Genomic DNA, 18474 nt, shown 5'->3' with positions numbered 1-18474 from the left:
AGCCGGTTTTCTTTAAGATCAAAAAATCTATTTTATTTTTTTGCACCAGCCTCAAAGCCGACAAAAATGCGGACATTTTTCTGGCTCGGTCGTGGAATAGAGACCTGATCATCAATGAAGATAAACTGTGTGGCTGAAGCGGTATTTGTAATCTGGACCGAATATTTATGCAGTTTTGAATAAACAACATCAGTACCGCGAATAACTGTAACACGAATCGGCATCGTAATATTACCTGCCTTGAACTGTGGACCCGGCACCACACGACCAGCAGCAGCGACCTTGATATTCAAATTGCCACCGGGATATTGGCAAGCACGGGTAATATCCCGGATTGCAGCCTGATAGATCACTTTGCTGCTGTCACCATCACCGCCGCGTGTATAATTATTATAATAGGCACCATCATCAGTCACATTGATTGAAGGACAATAGGCCGTCAATTCTTCTTCCGTGATTGTCGTTTTAGGTGTTGCTTCTTCAATCGGCGTCTTGCTTGCACAAGCACTCAAAGCCGCTAGCGCACCGATCAGAAAGAGACCTTTAAAAGAAATACGAGAAATTGAAGTTTTATCCATGAAGTGGACTTCCCTAGACTGCCAAACCTGTTCTATACCTTCATTGCTGTCATATTGGTCTTCTTTCAAAGATGCAATCTGCGGCAATAGAAAAGACACATAAACTGATGGCAGGGATTGCGCAAGCTCGTTTCTTCACCTGACACTATCGCTATTTATGAGGGCATTGAAAACTATGGAATATATCAGCACACGCGGCGAAGCACCGGTTCTAGGATTTTGCGACACGGTTATGAGCGGGCTTGCACGTGATGGCGGACTTTATCTACCGCAGTCCTTTCCTCAGCTTTCCCCTGGCGCGATCCGCGCTTTGCGTGGCAAATCCTATGCAGCGACGGCCAAAGCCATTTTATGGCCTTATATTGACGGCGAGATCGAACGCGCAGCTTTTGAAAAAATGATTGATGATGCCTACGGCACTTTCCGCCACCCAGCAACCTGCCCCTTGGTCCAGGCCGATTCCAACCAGTTTGTGCTCGAGCTTTTCCATGGCCCGACCCTTGCTTTCAAAGATGTTGCCATGCAGTTGCTTGGCCGTTTGATGGATCATATTCTTGGCCAGCGTAATCAACGCGCCACAATTGTCGGTGCAACATCAGGCGATACGGGCGGCGCTGCCATTGAAGCCTTTGCCGGCCGTGAACGCACCGATATCTTCATTCTTTTCCCCAAAGGGCGTGTTTCACCTGTCCAACAGCGCCAAATGACCAGCAATAAAGAAAAAAATGTCTTTGCCTTGGCGATTGACGGCAATTTTGATGACTGCCAATCACTGGTCAAAGCCATGTTTAATGATCACAAGTTCCGTGACTCTGTGAGCCTTTCCGGTGTCAACTCGATTAACTGGGCACGAATCATGGCGCAGGTTGTCTATTATTTTACGGCCGCTGTTGCGCTGGGCGCTCCTGACCGTCATGTCTCTTTTTGTGTGCCGACCGGTAATTTCGGTGATATTTTTGCAGGCTTTGTTGCTTCGCGCATGGGCCTTCCCATCGATCGTCTGGTGATTGCCACAAACGACAATGATATCCTTGCCCGTACGCTTGAAACCGGTATTTATGAAACCCGTGAACTGATCCAGACAACCTCTCCTTCCATGGATATTCAGGTTTCATCAAATTTTGAACGCCTCCTGTTCGAAGCCGGCAACCGTGACTCCGTCTATATTCGCAATACCATGGAAAGCCTGCGCCAATCTGGACGTTTCTCCATTGACGAACCTCATCTCAATGCTATCCGCAGCCTATTCAGTGCTGGCAGCAGCACCATGGCACAGACCGCTGCAAAAATCCGTAGCGTTTACGAGCAAAGCGGTTATCTTGCCGACCCACATACAGCCATTGCTCTAAAAGTGGCCGACGAACACAAGAATGACAATGTGCCCATGGTCGTTCTTTCCACGGCCCATCCGGCCAAATTTCCTGATGCCGTCCATGACGCTTGTGCTGTAACACCGGCCTTGCCGACATGGCTTGCCGGATTGATGCAACGCGAAGAACATTTCAGCACGCTGGCCAATAATGAAAAAGACGTAAAAGACTTTATCTCGACCCATTCACGGGCTGTTTGAATATACCCCACGATATGAAAAGATGACATGAGCCCCCCCCTTCATGCCATTAACCTTTGGTGTATTTTTTAACTGACAGAACTGCCAATATGTGGTTTGTTAAGGCTCGTAAAACAATCAAAAAGTGCTGCATCAAACAGCGCATTCAGGAGTTCAGACCACATGGGCGTTGATATCAGCCGTTTATCCAACGGATTGACCATCGCGACACACGAGATGGCGCAAATTGAAAGTGTGGCTTTGGGCATATGGGTGAAATCAGGCTCACGCAACGAACGTTTTGACCAGCATGGCATAGCCCATCTGCTTGAACATATGGCATTCAAGGGCACTGAAAATCGTAGTGCACTGAAAATTGCAACCGATATTGAAGATGTTGGCGGCGAGATCAATGCCGCAACCAGTGTCGAAACAACCGCCTATTTTGCCCGTGTTTTACAAGATGACGTGCCTCTGGCTGTCGATATTTTATGCGACATCATGACAAGTTCTCTTTTCGATGAAGACGAGCTTGAACGTGAAAAACAGGTTATTCTGCAGGAAATCGGCGCTTCACACGATCAGCCAGATGATGTTGTCTTTGACCACTTTACCGAAACGGCTTTCAGACACCAGACAATTGGTCGCCCGATTCTCGGTACCCCGCAGACTGTCCAGTCCTTTTCTTCTGCAAATCTACGCGAATTTATGGACGAACATTATAGTGCCGACCGCATGATTATTGTTGCGGCCGGAGCGGTCAAACACGATGCCTTTGTGCGTGAGATTGAAAGTCGTTTAGGATCCTTGCGTAGCCACTCGATGTGTCCCCTGCCTGATCTTGCCAATTATGTAGGCGGAGATTTTCGCGAATATCGCGACCTCATGGATGCACAAGTTCTTCTCGGCTTTGAAGGGCGCGCCTATCATATGCGCGATTTTTATGCGTCTCAGCTCCTTTCCATCATTCTTGGTGGAGGCATGTCATCGCGCTTATTTCAGGAAGTACGGGAAAAACGCGGTCTTTGTTATTCGATCTATGCATTCCATTGGGGGTTTTCCGACACCGGCCTTTTCGGCGTCCATGCCGCAACCGGACAAGACGGGCTCGCCCCTCTCCTACCGGTTATTCTTGATGAGCTTTATCGCGCCAGCGAGCAGATCAATGTAGAAGAAGTCAACCGCGCACGCGCCCAATATCGCGCCAGTCTGATGATGTCTCGGGAAAGCCCGGCAAGCCGTGCCCACCATATTGCCAGACAAATGCTGCTCTATGGTCGCCCCATCCCCAACGCAGAACTTTTAGAACGGTTATCGCTTATTACGCCTGAGCGATTGAGTGATCTTGCAGGACGGCTCTTTCTCGATTCAAAGCCGACACTGGCCGCTGTCGGCCCGATCGGACCATTGATGCCTTTTGAAGACCTTGCCAATTCTCTCTCTACGAATTTAAACAATGCGGCTTCGCGTATCTGAATAAAGGCGGAAGGGCTATGTTTCGGCTTCCATTTTCAAGCAGAAAAACAGACCCGACCAAGTCCGTCCGCCTGCCTTCATTGCAAAGCGAACGCATTTTTCTACGCTTTCCCCATCTTGATGATTATGAGGAATGGGCAACATTACGTGCAAAAAGCAAAGCAACCCTTCAGCCTTGGGAACCGAAATGGCCGGAAGATGCTCTTAGCCTATCTCGCTACCGCGATTACCTTAGCCGCTATAGGGAAACCCGCCATAACAACACACAATTGGTCTTTTTTATCATGCGACGGGAAGACGAATGCCTAATCGGTGGAATAAGTTTGGGAAATATCCGCAGAGGTGTCGTTCAAAGCGGACAAATTGGCTATTGGTGTGGTACTGAATTCTCTGGTCGGGGCTACATGCGTGAAGGACTTGATCTGTTGATTGCATTCGCTTTTGAACATCTTAAGTTACATCGTTTGGAAGCTGCCTCGATTCCGACAAACAATCGGTCCATTAAACTATTGGAACGGTGTGGATTTAAAAAGGAAGGTCTTTTGCGCTCTTACGTCAAAATCAATGGTCAATGGCAAGATCATGTGCTTTATGCATTGCTTGAAGACGATGTAAGAACAAGACCGCAACAGAAAGACTTGCGTTGAGACCTTTATATCAAATATCCGCTCTGATCATTGCGGCTCTGCTTTTTGTCGTGAACCTAACAACCAATGCAGTCGCTGTGGAGCCTGTTAAAATTTCAGCTCAGGATACAGCGCTCGATCTGTCTCGTGCCGTTGAGATCCACAAAAGTCAGGGCAACAGTTTCCAAACAGCAACGGCACCGGGTGCCGATGGCATTGTCCGGCGCATTGAAGTACAGGCCAATAGTGATAAAAGCCAAGGCAACTGGGCGGTTTTTTCCATTGCCAATCCGACCGATGAACAGATCGACCGATTGATTGTCGCCCCCCATTATCGCCTCGCGGATTCCGGCCTTTTTTCTCCCGATCTCGGTTCTGTTCGTATTTATTCGATTACACCATCAGAAGGCTTTGCCCTTGTCCGTCAGCCCAGTCAGGATTCGGATGTTTTCAGCATTACAATCAATCCCGGTTCGGTTATTACCTTTGTAGCAGAACTCGGCTCACCAAAGCTGCCGCAAATCTACTTATGGAAACCAGAAGCCTATAAGGACACCATCAACTCCTATACGCTTTACCACGGAATACTTTTAGGGATATCCGGTCTGCTTGCCTTGCTGCTGACGATTCTATTTATCGTACGCGGAACCACACTATTTCCTGCAACGGCAGCCATAGCATGGGCGGTTCTGATCTATATCGGCGTCGATTTCCACTTTATTGACAAACTGGTTGAAATTTCACCCGATAATGAGCCAATCTGGCGCGCGGCCACCGAAGTCGCACTCGCGGCAACATTGTTCATTTTCCTTTTCGCCTATCTCCACCTCAACCGATGGCACTACCATTTCAGCTATGGCGCCGTTTTATGGATATTAGCTCTTTGTGGACTTGGCGCTTTTGCCATTTACGACCCAACTATGGCTGCCGGCATAGCCCGTATGTCCTTCGGATTAACCGCCGGTTTAGGCGTTCTACTCATCGGCTTTTTATCAATCCGCGGCTACGACCGAGCTATTATGCTAATTCCGGCGTGGCTGCTGGTACTTTTCTGGCTTCTTGGCGCCTTTATGTGTGTTTCTGGGCGGCTTGATAATGACATTATCCAACCAGCATTAGCAGGCGGATTGGTACTGATTGTCCTGCTTATTGGTTTTACCGTGATGCAACACGCCTTCTCCGGCGGCGCTTTCCAACAAGGGCTATTTTCCGATCTTGAGCGTCAAGCCCTTGCTGTTGTCGGCGCTGGCGACACGGTATGGGACTGGGATGTTATGCGTGACAAGGTTATCGTCAATCCTGATCTTACAGCCCATATCGGATCTGCAGCAAACGCCCTTTCTGGGCCAGTACGCAACTGGATGAATGGTATGCACAGCGATGACCGCGATCGTTTTCGTGCGACGCTGGATACTATCCTTGACACCAAAAAAGGACGGATAGAAGAAACCTTCAGACTGCGTTCTGGTGACGGCCATTATCACTGGTTTTCCTTGCGTGCACGCCCCGTCATCGGTTCAAACGGTGAAATTATGCGCTGTATCGGTACACTGATCAATATAACCGATCATAAAAAAGCCGAAGAACGACTGCTGCAAGATTCGATTTTCGACAATCTGACTGGCCTTCCCAATCGTCAGCTTTTCCTTGACCGCTTACAAATCTATGTCAATCTTGCCTTGAGTGATCCACGCATTCGTCCGACCATTTTAGTGATCGATTTTGATGGGTTCCGCAAAATCAACCAGCAACTGGGCATGTCGGTCGGCGATACATTTCTGCTTACAATTGCCCGTCGCCTGAGTCGCATGATCAAGCCGCAGGATACATTGTCACGCCTATCTGCAGACCGCTTTGCTATCATTTTAAGCACTATAAACGACCCCGTTCAGATTGCGAGTTTTGTCGAACGGTTACGTAATACGGTCAATGCACCTATCAGCTATGCCCAACAGGAAATAAAGCTGACCAGCTCTATCGGATTGCTGACATGGACCGATGGCAATAATAAAGCGCTCGATATTCTCAATGATGCCGAATTGGCGCTTACTCATGCCAAGAACAATGGTGGCAACCGAATCGAGCCTTTCCGGCCAAACTTCCGCGCCTTGGCAGTTGAACGTCGTAGTCTTGAAAATGATATCAAACATGCATTGGACCATAATGAAATCCATGTAGTCTACCATCCGATTCTCAGCCTTGCCGATGCAGCTATTGTCGGCTTTGAAGCCATGTTACGATGGGAACACCCCCGCTATGGATCACTATCTTCGGCCGACTTCCTATCTGCTGCTGAAAGGGCTAAATTGGTCATGAAACTTGCAGGCTTTGCTGTCTCCAAAGTAGGCGAGGATTTGCGTTATCTTCAAGACAATTACCCCAAAGACGATTTTTTCATTTCAATCAATATGATCAGCCCTGATATGGCGCGACAAGATTTCCTAAGCGAATTGCGCACGGCCCTCTCTCGCCATGCTTTCAATCCCAAGCGGTTAATGATTGAATTGTCAGAATCTATCTTGATGGATAATCCTGAACAATCAGCAGCCCTGCTTGACCGGCTGAAACAAATGGATGTACATTTGGCACTTGATAATTTTGGTACCGGTTATTCATCGCTTTCCTATCTTCTACGTTATCCTTTCGACTACATGAAGCTCGATCCTTCTATCGTTGCGGGAGAAGACCGCAAAAAGGCCATTGTGCTCAAATCACTGATTTCCATGGCCCATGACTTCAATCTTAAAGTTATTGCCGAAGGTGTTGAAACTGAAAACGACGCTGTCCTGCTGCATGATGCAGGCTGTGAATATGTACAGAGTATTATCTTTACCGAGCCTGTGGATATGAAGGCACTGATCGCATTGATCGAAAAGCATCCCAAAGCCGGACAATAAAAAAGCCCAAACCAAGGCCCTGAAATACTTAGGCGTGGCCGGCGTCAGAGATAAAGTGTGTTGATTTGATACCGATGAGATCAAGGCATCGGTCATAATAATGATCAAAATTGGTATTGAAAATATTTTCTCTGCTTGCAGGTACAGTCAACCAGCTATTGGCTGCAATCTCGTTTTCCAACTGGCCAGCATCCCAGCCCGAATAGCCCAATGCCATGATAACCTGGCTCGGCCCCTCACCTGCATATATCGCCCGCAAAATATCAACCGTTGCTGTCAAATTGATATCCTCGGCAATGGGCATAGTAGACTCACAACGATAATCATCGGAATGAAGTAAAAAACCTCGAGAACTATCAACCGGCCCTCCCTTGCGCACGGCAAGATTTACAACCTGTGGCGGCAATATAGCAGCTTCACTCTCTTTGATAATATCCAGTTGAACAAGAATATCGCAAAACCGAATATCCAGCTTCTGATTGAGTATGATACCCATTGCGCCACTATCGGAATGGGCACAAATATAAATAACACTACGTGAAAAACGCTCATCTTCCATTGTCGGCATAGCAACCAGCAAGACACCGTTTAAAAACCCATCGCGCTTTTTCATCAAATTCAATTTATTCATAATTGAAAGGTAGCGTGGATTTAATCTGGTGCAAGTAAAAAGTGTAAAACCATTTAAAAAGATTATAAATAATGGCATAGCTATCAGCACTTTTTGCAAGGCGGATATTCAACATGCACATCAAGGCTTTCTTTTTCCTTATGATTTTTATCGCAGGAACCACCCCTTCATTCGGGGAAAATATGGATATCGACAAGATCATACAGACAAAAGAAATTCTCGCAGTCTCAACACCACTCCAGCAAGAAGATGGCGGCACAATTCGCATCCGAATGGTGAAATTTGTCAATCACAATAATCCAGATTCGCCAATTTTAGGATTCATTGAAATACAACTCAAAGATGGTTGGAAAACCTATTGGCGCAATCCAGGTGGGGCAGGCTTTGCGCCTTCTTTTACTTTCAATCAAAAGGCCAACGCCCGAATATCCTATCCTGCTCCCCACTATCTAGGCCACGAGAGTGACTGGGCCATCGGTTATCAGGGGAGCGTTATACTGCCTTTCACGATTGATACCGCCAGCCATGACATTTCCGGTCAACTGACAATCGGCTTATGTGAAAAAATCTGTATTCCGGCCACCGTTCCTTTCTCTTTCAAGGTATCGGATGCCAGCCATACGCTTGATGTCCGCACCCAAATGATATTATCCGCCAGCCTGATCAACCTTCCTGCCCAGCCAAATGATGATTTCAAAATTACCGATATCCACATCGACAACAACCATCTGGTCGCCACACTAATCCATCCTGCTCAAAAAACATCCGAAAAAATGCCACAACTTTTTATGGATGGCGGGGATTTGCAAATCGGTCCGGCAAACGTTCAACAGCATAGTGAAAAGCAGACACGCTTCATCGCTCCATTGCTTTCAAAGATCAACACAAAGAAAACATCAGTAGCCTACACAGCTGTTTTAGACAACAGCAATGCCATTTCAGGCTATACCAACCTACAAAAAAAGTAACAGCAAAATAGAATATTTATTGTGGTAAAATAATATCTTATGATGATTTTTCTTGCATACATTTTAAGAAATGTACAAAGTTTTCATGTAAACAATCTGTCTGTTCGTTGAGCACCGTCCCGATAAAGATGGTTTGAAATTTAATATTTCTTGCTTCAACGGCTTTCTATAAAGGTAATATTATGAAAAAAATTATTCTTGCTCTCGGCCTTATCACAACTATGACCGGCGTTGCTTCTGCAGCATGCACGGAAGCTGATCTTCAGGCGAAGGCAACCGACGCCATGACAAAGCTCCAGCAGGTCATCATGAAAGACCCGAGCCAGGCTCAAAAATGGCAGCAAAAAATGACTGAAATGGCACAAAAAGGTCAAGAAATTAAAAATCTGGACGATGCCTGCAGCTATTATGATGATGTTATCAAAGAGATTGAAAAAGACCTTTAAATCCTATTCTAAAAGCCGGTTTCTACCGGCTTTTATTTTATCAATAAAGACTTCATTCCCATATCAACCATTGCATCCGATATTGAATAATCGCAATAAAAAGACAGATTAATTCTTTAAAAGCTCGGCAATTCCCTTACGCGCCAAAGCATCAGCGCGTTCGTTTTCCGGATGCCCGGCATGACCTTTGATCCAATGCCATCTCACATCATGACGCATACGAGCTTCATCCAACGCCTGCCAAAGTTCGGTATTTTTAACCGGTTTTTTGGCTGCTGTTTTCCAACCGTTTCTTTTCCAGCCTTCTATCCATGACGCGATCCCATCTTTTACATAAATAGAATCGGTATAAAGATCTACATCGCAAGATTCTTTCAGGGCTTCCAATGCCTTGAAAGCAGCCGTCAATTCCATCCGGTTATTAGTGGTATCAAGTTCACCGCCAAAAAACTCTTTTTCATGACCATTCCAACGCAATATAACGCCCCAGCCACCAGGACCCGGATTGCCAGAACAAGCACCATCAGTAAAAACTTCAATCCGCTTTTTCACACTTCAAACCCAAGTTCGGTAGGGGATGTAACACCACGAAAAAAAAGGATGCGTCGCCAATATTCCATCGGATCTTTTTTTACAACAAGACTATCTTGAGGTGTATTGAACCAATCATAAAGGCGCGTAAGGAAAAAGCGCATTGCAGCACCACGCGCCAGCACCGGCATGGCCTCCACTTCTTGCACGTTAAGCGGACGCACCTTGTTATAATGCGATAAAAGACCCTGTGCTTTGGTTAAATTATAAGAAAAATCACGCTCGAAACACCACGCATTCAAACAGATAGCAACATCGTAGGAAAAAGCATCGCTACAGGCAAAGTAGAAATCAATAATGCCGGAAAGCTTATCCTTCAAAAAGAACACATTATCATTGAAAAGATCCGCATGGATAATACCATGAGGTAAACCCTTAGGCCAATTGGCTTCAAGAAAGGCCAGCTCATCCTCTATCTTTTCGGCAATCCCCACACTAAGCTGATCGACTTGTGATATAGATTTTTCCCATAATGGACGCCATGCCTCAACCGACAAGGTATTTTGACGCATTTGTGCAAAATCGCGCACGGCAAGATGCATGGCAGCCATCGCACTTCCCACTTCACGACAATGCTTCACATTGGGCTTGCGCATCCATACACCCTCAAGAAAAGTGATAATGGCAGCCGGACGCCCAGCCAACAAACCGATCATCGTGCCATTTTTCTGGATAACCGGCTCCGGGCATTTGATATTCTTTGCCGCAAGCATCCGCATTAATTGTAAAAAAAACGGAAGATCATCGATGGAAACACGCTTTTCATAGAGGGTCAATATATATTGGCCCTTTGATGTATGAAGGAGGAAGTTGGAATTCTCGACCCCTTCGGCAATACCACGATAGGCGCGTAATTCTCCAATATCATAAAGATCGAGATAAGCGCTGAGTTCATCTTCCTGAATATCTGTATAAACAGCCATATCGGATACCTTTCAGCCCTATTTCTCGCCATTGACAAAGGCCATATCGGCAGACGTCAATGCAACATCGCGCAACTCGCGATTAACTAAAAATGTTTCATGCTCTTGTGCCGTTTCCGCCAACTCTATTGTGACATTGTACCGGGCACGAAAAGCTTCAATAATCTCATTAACAATAATTTCGGGGGCTGATGCACCCGCCGAAAGACTGACCGTCTCAAGAGAGCCAATCCCTTGCCAGTCGATCTCATCTGCCCGCTGGACAAGCAGCGATGATTTTGCACCTGCCCGCTTGGCAACTTCAACCAAGCGACGTGAATTCGAAGAATTGGGCGCACCAACAATCAAAAATAGATCACTGCCCGGCGCCGCTGCCTTGACCGCATCTTGTCGATTGGTCGTCGCATAGCAAATCGATTCTGCCGCTGGTGCTTCCAGTGCCGGAAAACGACTCTGCAGCACACTGATAATCTCAGCCGTATCTTCGACGGAAAGCGTCGTCTGCGAAACAAAACCCAGCATTTGAGGATCTTGCGGTTGATAATTTTCAGCATCATCCACCGTTTCAATCAAAGTGACAGAACCGGGCTCAAGCTGCCCCATTGTACCGATCACTTCCGGATGACCGGAATGACCGATCAGAATGACGTGACGTCCATGACGGCGATGGCGGATAGCCTGCTTATGGACTTTAGAAACAAGCGGACAAGTTGCATCAAGATAAAAAAGATTTTTTTGTTCTGCATCGACAGGAACAGACTTCGGCACCCCGTGCGCAGAAAACACAACCGGCTGATTGCGATGCTCAGACGGAATTTCATCCAGTTCTTCAACAAAAACAGCGCCACGTGCCTGTAGGCCTTCGACCACATAACGATTATGGACAATCTCATGGCGCACATAGACTGGTGCACCAAATTTTTTAATCGCCAGAACAACGATCTGTATCGCCCGATCAACACCGGCACAAAAACCGCGCGGACCGCAAAGACGGATCGTTAGTGGTGCTTTTTCAATCATCCCCATAGTTTGGCGAATGTCCCTAAGTAAATCAGCAAAATAAAAACAATTAAGGCCAAAGCCAACCCGACCATACGGCTTTTTCGGGCTTCAGCGGGAGCAAGCAAAGGCTTTTGTGGTTTTCTTTTTTTCTGCTTTGGCGCCATTATCAATTTCCCTAAAGGCCAATAATCTTCGATAATAACACTTCAATCAGCAAAACAGCAAAAAGTGCTGTCAGATAAAACAACGAGAAGAAAAATACCTTTTTGGCGGCAGCAATGGTCAGCTCAGCTGTTGTCGCTTTCCATAAGCGATAAGAATAATAGATAAATATCAATCCCAATATAGAAGCGACAATTCCATAACCGATACCGGCAAAATGCATAGGAAATGGCAAAACAGCGATAATTGCCATAATGACAGCATACACCAATATCTGGTTTTTAGTCGAACGTTCACCACGAACATTGGGCATCATCGGAATTTTGGCAGCCCCGTAATCCGTGGTGGTAAATAATGACAAGGCCCAAAAATGCGGCGGCGTCCACATAAAAATAATCAAAAACAGCACAACACTTTCAAGGCTAATCGAGCCCGTCACGGCAGCCCAACCGATCATTGGTGGGAAAGCACCGGAAGCACCGCCAATGACAATGTTTTGCGGGGTAGAGCGTTTCAACCAGATTGTATAGATCACCGCATAGAAAAAAATTGTAAAGGCAAGAAAACCGGCAGAAAACCAATTGATAAAAATGCCCATCACAAAAACAGATGCTGCCGACAAAAACAGACCAAACGCCAGCACTTGTCCACTTTTAATCTTACCGGCTGGAATGGGGCGACCTTGTGTGCGTTTCATCACAGCATCAATATCGGCATCATACCACATATTAAGGGCACCGGATGCACCACCGCCCACGGCAATACATAAAACAGCAAGAAATCCGAGGACAGGGTTAATGTGGCCGGGTGCCAGCATCATGCCGACAAAAGCAGTAAAGACCACCAGAGACATTACCCGTGGTTTAAGCAATGTCATATAATCATTGGCATCAGCCTGGCTATAAAGCATGGCTTTGGCGCGATCTGTCTCATGATCAAGGGCTGCCATAAAACCGTTCTTTCTATCAATCGTAAATATTATATGCACATATCATATTATGGTTCTACTGGAAGGCAAAACCGACATGCGCCTCTATACACGAAGTTTTTCAGGATTTCACGTGCAAACGAACTTTTTCCAGCTCGCCATAGAAAGGCTGCCATTCACCGCTTTCAGCCCCCTCTCCCCATGGATTTTGCAAAGCTGGGCGTTTCACCAATAAAGCTTCAACAATAATATAGAGGAAAAGGGCTACAGATAATGTAGCAGCAACGGCACCAACGACAGAAATAAGAGCAACAGAAGAAAACGCAAAATATTGCGGCAGGAAAATCAGGTGGATACCTAAAAAGAGTAGCCAGAATTGGACTACCGCCAGACGATTAGACACCAGAACTCCCGACATTGCAGGAAACCAGTATTGCCAACCGCAAAAAATTGCGAAAACAGCACTCAATGAGACAATATAATGGAAATGCGTAATTAATGCCGGCAAATGCGCTTGAATATAAATTGGATCAGCAGCCACAAAACGGGTCGCCGACAAAGTGCCACTTAACACGACAAGAACAAAGCCCAAGGCCCAAAGAACCGGCACCTGCATGACAGGACGCGCACTCAAAATCGTTGCCACCCAGCACATAACAATGGCGGCGACAGGAACGCCCATTAAAGGGAGGGCTACAGCAAAATAATGGGTAAATTCACGCCCGTTATCAGGTGCAAAAAGACTGTCGCACCATAAAACGAAGCCAACCATTCCCATAAAGATCATCGCAGAAATAACAATTTTTTCAGCGACCAGAGCACGCTTGGAAAAAGTGACAATAACCTGCGACACAATACCGAAAGCAGGCAACAAAAGAACATAAATCTGCGGATGGGAGAAAAACCACAGCATCATCTGCGCCTTGCCATCTCCAAGGTGGCTAGCAAAACTACTCATATCCGTCAAAAGCCCGAATGTCAGAGCAGCCAGAATCATCGGCACACTTAAAACACCCAAGAAAGACGAAATCAAAACAGACCATGCAAAAATCGGCAGGGCACTTAAAGGCATATCAATATCACGTCCGGCAATAATCGTTGTAATCAACGAGACAAAAGTCACCAGAAAAGAAAGACCGGCAAGATAAGCAACAGCCAGAAAAAGCAGCGGAAAGACAAAACCTGACAAGGAGAGAAAAAGAGCTGTAAGTAACAATAAAAAAGCAACCGGCAACAGCCAGAAAGCTATCCGATTGATACGGGCAAATGCAATTTGTCGGCACCCAACCTGGGGCGGCACAACCAAATTGGCAAAACCGCCAACCAAAGCCGGCAAAACCATAAAGAAAACCATCGTCAAGGCATGGGCGGTGCTAAAAAGCGCATAAAGGCGAAAAGGCTCTTCTACATTGGCCGCCCCGAACAGATAAGCCGCCACAGATTGAAAGGCCTTCATCATAGGCAAACCGGCCTCAAGCCTCATAACCAAAGATAAAACCGTACCAATAACGCCGCAAAAAAGCGCAAAAACAAGATAGTCGACACCAAGATGACGATGATCACACGACATCAAACGCCCACGCAAACTGGGATATTCTTTCTGCCTGTTTTCTCTTGTTGAGAAATTTGTGCCTGTCATCTGATATATCAACCCGTTCGATCTTGATCGCTTTTTATTTGTTCTTCTTTATCACAAAGTGCAAAAGAAACAATCATAAGATTAGGGTGGCAAATTCGCGCAGGCGCCTGATTATGCCTGTTTTCACAGAATAATGCCCGTTATTTTGCCACTTTTCCATTTAATAAGCTAAAATAATAAAAATGTGCGGGTATCATCCATGCCGGAAGCTGTGAATGGTGACGATAGGATTCTTTCTTTCCGGCGCCAAGCAAGATAACGTCACTATGATTCGAGCAGGAGTTTTTAATGTCGCCAATCCATTTTTTTAAAAGGCAGATATTTTCATATTGGGTCCGCATTCTGCGTTTGTTGATTATCGGTTCAGCAATCTTTTCGTGTGGCACGGCATTAGCCCAATCACCTGACCAGAAAGATGTGCCTGCTCCAAAAACCTTCGATGCATGGACAAAAGTTTGTTCATTGCCACCCGGCACACCCAACGTTCAGTGTGAAGTTCTCCAGAATGTCCGCGCTGCCGACCGTCCAGATATTACATTCCGCGTTACCTTTGTGAAACTGCCTAAAGGCGGTTCAACCTTGATGCGCGTATTCGTACCAATTCGTGTCGAATTGCCTTTGGGTGTCGGCATCAAGATTGATGACAAGGATATGGGCAAAATGGAATATCGCCGCTGCCTTGGTGATACCTGTGTTGCAGAAGCCTTCCTCAAAGAAACCGAACTTAAAAGCTTTCTCAATGGCAAGACAGCCACCTATTTTATTTTCACAACACCAGAAGAAGGTGTCGGTGGATTGATTGATCTCAAAGGGTTGAAAGCCGCCTATGATGCGCTACCTGCCCAATAGGCATCCATTAAAATTAGGAATGCATCTATGACCCTGTCGCTGATTGACCGATTTGACAGAACGCGCGAAAATATCGAGAAACTGCTTCGTGAAACCTTATTGCATTGTGATGACGGCGAGCTTTATCTTGAAGCAAGCGAGAATGAGGCGCTGGTTTTTGATAATGGACGATTGAAAACTGGCACATTCAATCAAGATAGCGGCTTTGGATTACGTGCTGTTGCCAATGAAGCAACCGGCTACGCCCACGCAGGAGAATTTTCAATTGCAGCCCTTAAACGGGCTGCCGATTCAGCATCTACCGTTGCCAAAGGATATAATGGCCAATATAGCGTAGCCCCACAAGGAACAAACCAGCGTCTTTATGCGCCAATCAATCCGCTGGATACTCCCTCTTTTGAAGAAAAAGTGGCATTACTCCAGAAAATTGATAGTTATTTACGTGCCAAAGATACCAAAGTACGTCAGGTCACCATCTCATTGGCCGGCTCTTTACAACACGTTGAAATTTTGCGGGCCGATGGCCATCTTGTCAAAGATATACGCCCGCTCGTTCGCCTTTCTATCTCGGTTGTCGCCGCCCATGGCGAACGACTAGAAAGCGGCTTTTACGGCTGTGGCGGACGCAAGGCCTTTGGTGAATTCATCACCGAGAAAAACTGGAAACATGCTGCCGATGAAGCCTTGCGCATGGCACTTGTCAATCTGGAAGCCGAACCGGCTCCAGCCGGTTCATTCGATGTTGTCTTGGGCTGTGGCTGGCCCGGCGTTATGTTACATGAAGCTGTCGGCCACGGACTTGAAGGGGACTTCAACCGCAAGAAAACATCGGCTTTTGCCGGCTTAATGGGTGAACAGGTTGCGGCAAAAGGCGTAACGGTTGTTGATGACGGGACCATTCCAGATCGTCGTGGTTCATTGACAGTCGATGACGAAGGTACGCCATCAGCACGCAATGTACTGATTGAAGACGGCAGGCTGGTTGGCTATATGCAAGACCGGCTGAACGCACGACTGATGGGAAGCAAACCAACCGGCAACGGCCGGCGTGAATCCTATGCCCATGCGCCAATGCCACGCATGACCAACACCATGATGTTGGGCGGCAACCATACACCTGAAGAAATCATTGCCTCACTCAAAGACGGCATTTATGCCGTTTCATTCGGCGGTGGTCAGGTAGATATCACATCCGGCAAATTTGTCTTTGAATGTACAGAAGCCTACCGTGTCAAGAATGGTAAAATTGGCGCGCCAATAAAGGGGGCAACATTGATTGGCAATGGGCCTGATGCCATGAAGCGTATCACCATGATCGGCAACGACCCCAAACTCGACAATGGTATTGGTATGTGCGGCAAAGCCGGGCAAAGCGTACCTGTCGGCGTTGGTCAGCCGCATCTGCGGATGAATGACATGACCATTGGTGGCACGGCTATTTAGGTAGTTTTCATGCACAATGCCTATCGCCACCCCAATAACAATCTGCTTGGTTACTTTTTAAATGGCTTATTGAACAATCGGACCATTCTACGCTTTAGACGATCCATTTTTTCCCGTCTGCCATTTTTAAAATTGAAAAGTGATGTAACAGACGTTGTCTATCTTAACTGGCTGGTAGATAGCCAAACAGCTGCAGCTTATTTGCCTAAAGGCGTAAAACTAGAACAACGCAACGGTAAAACCATTTTTACGATCCTGACCTATCGCCATCACCATTTTGGTCCGGCATTAACCGGACGTCTGCGGCGTTTTTTCCCTTCCCCATTACAAAGTAACTGGCGTTTCTATCCTTCCGATATCCCTCATTTACCAAAAGCCAATAGCACTGTTCTCTTTATTAAAAACATGATCGATAGTACGCTCTTTGCTGCTGGCAGCCGACTTTTCAGCGATTCTCTGCCCTCCCATCTGACAAAAAGCTTTGTGCATGAAAAACAAGGGCCGCGCTATATTACATATATTTCCTCGGGCGCGGGAAGTGCAGAAGCGTTGGAATGTATTGCTGAAGAAACACAAAACTGGCAGATGCCAGATGCGTTTCTTGACTGGTTTACCGATAAAGACGAGGCGCTTCAAAAGCTATGCCTACAACATAGCGCAATCGCTGCTATTGATGGCGAAAAAGAACTTGCCTTTGCTGGGATTCATCTGCCCATTAATATAACAACGATAAAACCTCTGAACGTCAACAAACTTTGCATTCCCTTTTTGCAACAGCTTGATCAGAATAGTTCAGACGTCTTCGCCTTTGTTGTCCCGTTCATTCCCTTTGATGTTCTTTGGGAAAAGATTCTTTGTGAAAATCATGAAAAAATATCTACGTAATATAATAATAGCACTGGGTTTTATATTCATTTTGCCGTCGCCAAGCTTTGCCGATTGCATATTATTACAAAAACTGGGCGAAGCACAGCCTTTCTACCAAAAAGGCGAATGCTATAAACGGGTAAGCCCGTGGTCGACATTCAAAATTCCACTTGCCATTATGGGCTATAATAAAGGCGTACTTCAAGATACAGAACATCCGGTCTGGAAATACAAAGAAGGCTATGATGACTGGCTGCCGGTCTGGCGCAATGACCAGACACCGCGAAGCTGGATCAAAAACTCTGTCGTCTGGTATTCACAGGTCTTAACAAAAAAATTAGGCAAGCGCTTCATTCAGACCGAACTGAAACACTATCATTACGGTAATCAGAATATTGCCGACTTCGAAGGAAAACCTGGCCTTACCAATTCATGGCTCGGCAGTACTTTGAAGATTACCCCTGTAGAACAGGTGAATTTTCTAAGCCATGTTGCACAAGGGCATTACATCCGCAACCCTCGTGACTTCATCTATCTGAAAGACCTGCTTAAACAGGAAAAACAGGTTTCCGGCTGGACCCTTTATGGCAAAACCGGTTCAAGCGGCCTGACAAAAAATCCAGCCCCCGGAGAACCTTATCGAATTTCATGGTTTGTCGGCTGGCTTGAAAAAGGCACGCAAAAGATTGCCTTTGCTGTTTTTGAAGAACAAAAATCAAAAGATAAAAATATCAGCGGTCCACTAATACGCGATGCTTTTTTGAAAAAATTACCATTATTTCTAACGCAAACACACTGAAACACTCATATGTTTCATCCTCTTATCGGGCTATGCAATTTGTATGGTCAAATAGCAAAGAAAAATATTCGCCTCATACATCTACGGAATAAAATGATTG

The 18474-nt window shown here is 46.2% G+C and carries 17 protein-coding genes; 10 read left to right on the top strand and 7 right to left on the bottom strand.

Annotation, left to right across the window (positions count from 1 at the left end):
* Positions 1 to 32: 32 nt before the first annotated feature.
* Positions 33 to 578 carry a hypothetical protein gene (locus tag ACYZ97_RS02245; RefSeq protein ID WP_473299876.1) on the bottom strand — a complete coding sequence of 182 codons (546 nt, stop codon included), beginning with the start codon at positions 576 to 578 and terminating at the stop codon, positions 33 to 35.
* Between the two features lie 175 nt (positions 579 to 753).
* Between ACYZ97_RS02245 and thrC the strand changes: the two genes are divergently transcribed.
* The 4 genes from thrC (at position 754) to ACYZ97_RS02225 (ending at position 7126) form a co-directional block, all read left to right on the top strand.
* Positions 754 to 2148 carry a threonine synthase gene (gene thrC, locus ACYZ97_RS02240; RefSeq protein ID WP_473299875.1) on the top strand — a complete coding sequence of 465 codons (1395 nt, stop codon included), beginning with the start codon at positions 754 to 756 and terminating at the stop codon, positions 2146 to 2148.
* A 162-nt stretch (positions 2149 to 2310) separates the two neighbouring features.
* The gene (locus tag ACYZ97_RS02235; RefSeq protein ID WP_473299874.1) at positions 2311 to 3603 is read left to right on the top strand and encodes a M16 family metallopeptidase; all 1293 of its coding nucleotides are present in this window, start codon (positions 2311 to 2313) and stop codon (positions 3601 to 3603) included.
* Positions 3604 to 3620: 17 nt separating this feature from the next.
* Positions 3621 to 4250, top strand: a complete 630-nt coding sequence (locus ACYZ97_RS02230; protein ID WP_473299873.1) for a GNAT family N-acetyltransferase — start codon at positions 3621 to 3623, stop codon at positions 4248 to 4250.
* Positions 4247 to 7126: an EAL domain-containing protein gene (locus ACYZ97_RS02225; protein ID WP_473299872.1), complete on the top strand. Its 2880-nt coding sequence runs from the start codon at positions 4247 to 4249 to the stop codon at positions 7124 to 7126. The genes ACYZ97_RS02230 and ACYZ97_RS02225 overlap by 4 nt, the downstream gene beginning before the upstream one ends.
* 28 nt (positions 7127 to 7154) lie before the next feature.
* Here the strand turns inward: ACYZ97_RS02225 and ACYZ97_RS02220 are convergent, their stop codons facing one another.
* On the bottom strand, positions 7155 to 7739 hold the full coding sequence (locus ACYZ97_RS02220; RefSeq protein ID WP_473299871.1) for a YqgE/AlgH family protein: 585 nt from the start codon (positions 7737 to 7739) through the stop codon (positions 7155 to 7157).
* A 131-nt stretch (positions 7740 to 7870) separates the two neighbouring features.
* Here ACYZ97_RS02220 and ACYZ97_RS02215 point away from each other — a divergent pair, with 131 nt between their 5' ends.
* Complete coding sequence (locus ACYZ97_RS02215; RefSeq protein WP_473299870.1) at positions 7871 to 8725, top strand: protein-disulfide reductase DsbD domain-containing protein; 855 nt, start codon at positions 7871 to 7873, stop codon at positions 8723 to 8725.
* Positions 8726 to 8907: 182 nt separating this feature from the next.
* On the top strand, positions 8908 to 9171 hold the full coding sequence (locus tag ACYZ97_RS02210) for a hypothetical protein (RefSeq protein ID WP_473299869.1): 264 nt from the start codon (positions 8908 to 8910) through the stop codon (positions 9169 to 9171).
* Positions 9172 to 9279: 108 nt separating this feature from the next.
* On the opposite strand, the gene rnhA is transcribed toward ACYZ97_RS02210, so the two are convergent.
* The 5 genes from rnhA to ACYZ97_RS02185 all read right to left on the bottom strand — a co-directional run bounded on the left by rnhA (position 9280) and on the right by ACYZ97_RS02185 (position 14416).
* Positions 9280 to 9723 (bottom strand): ribonuclease HI, encoded by a 444-nt coding sequence (rnhA, locus tag ACYZ97_RS02205; RefSeq protein WP_473299868.1) that lies wholly within the window; start codon positions 9721 to 9723, stop codon positions 9280 to 9282.
* The gene (locus ACYZ97_RS02200) at positions 9720 to 10685 is read right to left on the bottom strand and encodes a homoserine kinase (protein ID WP_473299867.1); all 966 of its coding nucleotides are present in this window, start codon (positions 10683 to 10685) and stop codon (positions 9720 to 9722) included. The genes rnhA and ACYZ97_RS02200 overlap by 4 nt, the downstream gene beginning before the upstream one ends.
* An 18-nt stretch (positions 10686 to 10703) precedes the next feature.
* Positions 10704 to 11705: a 4-hydroxy-3-methylbut-2-enyl diphosphate reductase gene (ispH, locus tag ACYZ97_RS02195; protein WP_473299866.1), complete on the bottom strand. Its 1002-nt coding sequence runs from the start codon at positions 11703 to 11705 to the stop codon at positions 10704 to 10706.
* A gap of 157 nt (positions 11706 to 11862) precedes the next feature.
* Positions 11863 to 12798: a heme o synthase gene (gene cyoE / locus ACYZ97_RS02190; protein ID WP_473299865.1), complete on the bottom strand. Its 936-nt coding sequence runs from the start codon at positions 12796 to 12798 to the stop codon at positions 11863 to 11865.
* Positions 12799 to 12898: 100 nt separating this feature from the next.
* Complete coding sequence (locus tag ACYZ97_RS02185) at positions 12899 to 14416, bottom strand: cbb3-type cytochrome c oxidase subunit I (RefSeq protein ID WP_473299864.1); 1518 nt, start codon at positions 14414 to 14416, stop codon at positions 12899 to 12901.
* Between the two features lie 288 nt (positions 14417 to 14704).
* On the opposite strand from ACYZ97_RS02185, the gene ACYZ97_RS02180 reads away from it, so the two are divergent.
* Genes ACYZ97_RS02180 through ACYZ97_RS02165 form a run of 4 tightly spaced genes read left to right on the top strand, consistent with a single transcriptional unit; the run spans position 14705 to position 18374 of the window.
* Complete coding sequence (locus ACYZ97_RS02180; protein WP_473299863.1) at positions 14705 to 15265, top strand: invasion associated locus B family protein; 561 nt, start codon at positions 14705 to 14707, stop codon at positions 15263 to 15265.
* Positions 15266 to 15292: 27 nt separating this feature from the next.
* Positions 15293 to 16708: a metalloprotease TldD gene (gene tldD, locus ACYZ97_RS02175; RefSeq protein ID WP_473299862.1), complete on the top strand. Its 1416-nt coding sequence runs from the start codon at positions 15293 to 15295 to the stop codon at positions 16706 to 16708.
* Between the two features lie 9 nt (positions 16709 to 16717).
* Entirely contained in the window at positions 16718 to 17593 is an 876-nt protein-coding gene (locus ACYZ97_RS02170; protein ID WP_473299861.1) for a DUF2071 domain-containing protein, read from the top strand.
* Positions 17574 to 18374: a penicillin-binding transpeptidase domain-containing protein gene (locus tag ACYZ97_RS02165; RefSeq protein WP_473299860.1), complete on the top strand. Its 801-nt coding sequence runs from the start codon at positions 17574 to 17576 to the stop codon at positions 18372 to 18374. The genes ACYZ97_RS02170 and ACYZ97_RS02165 overlap by 20 nt, the downstream gene beginning before the upstream one ends.
* Positions 18375 to 18474 lie beyond the last annotated feature (100 nt).

Source organism: Bartonella sp. bp_1 (assembly GCF_055808085.1).
Note: the sequence above shows the minus strand (reverse complement) of the source record. Positions and strands in the feature narration are given on the sequence as shown.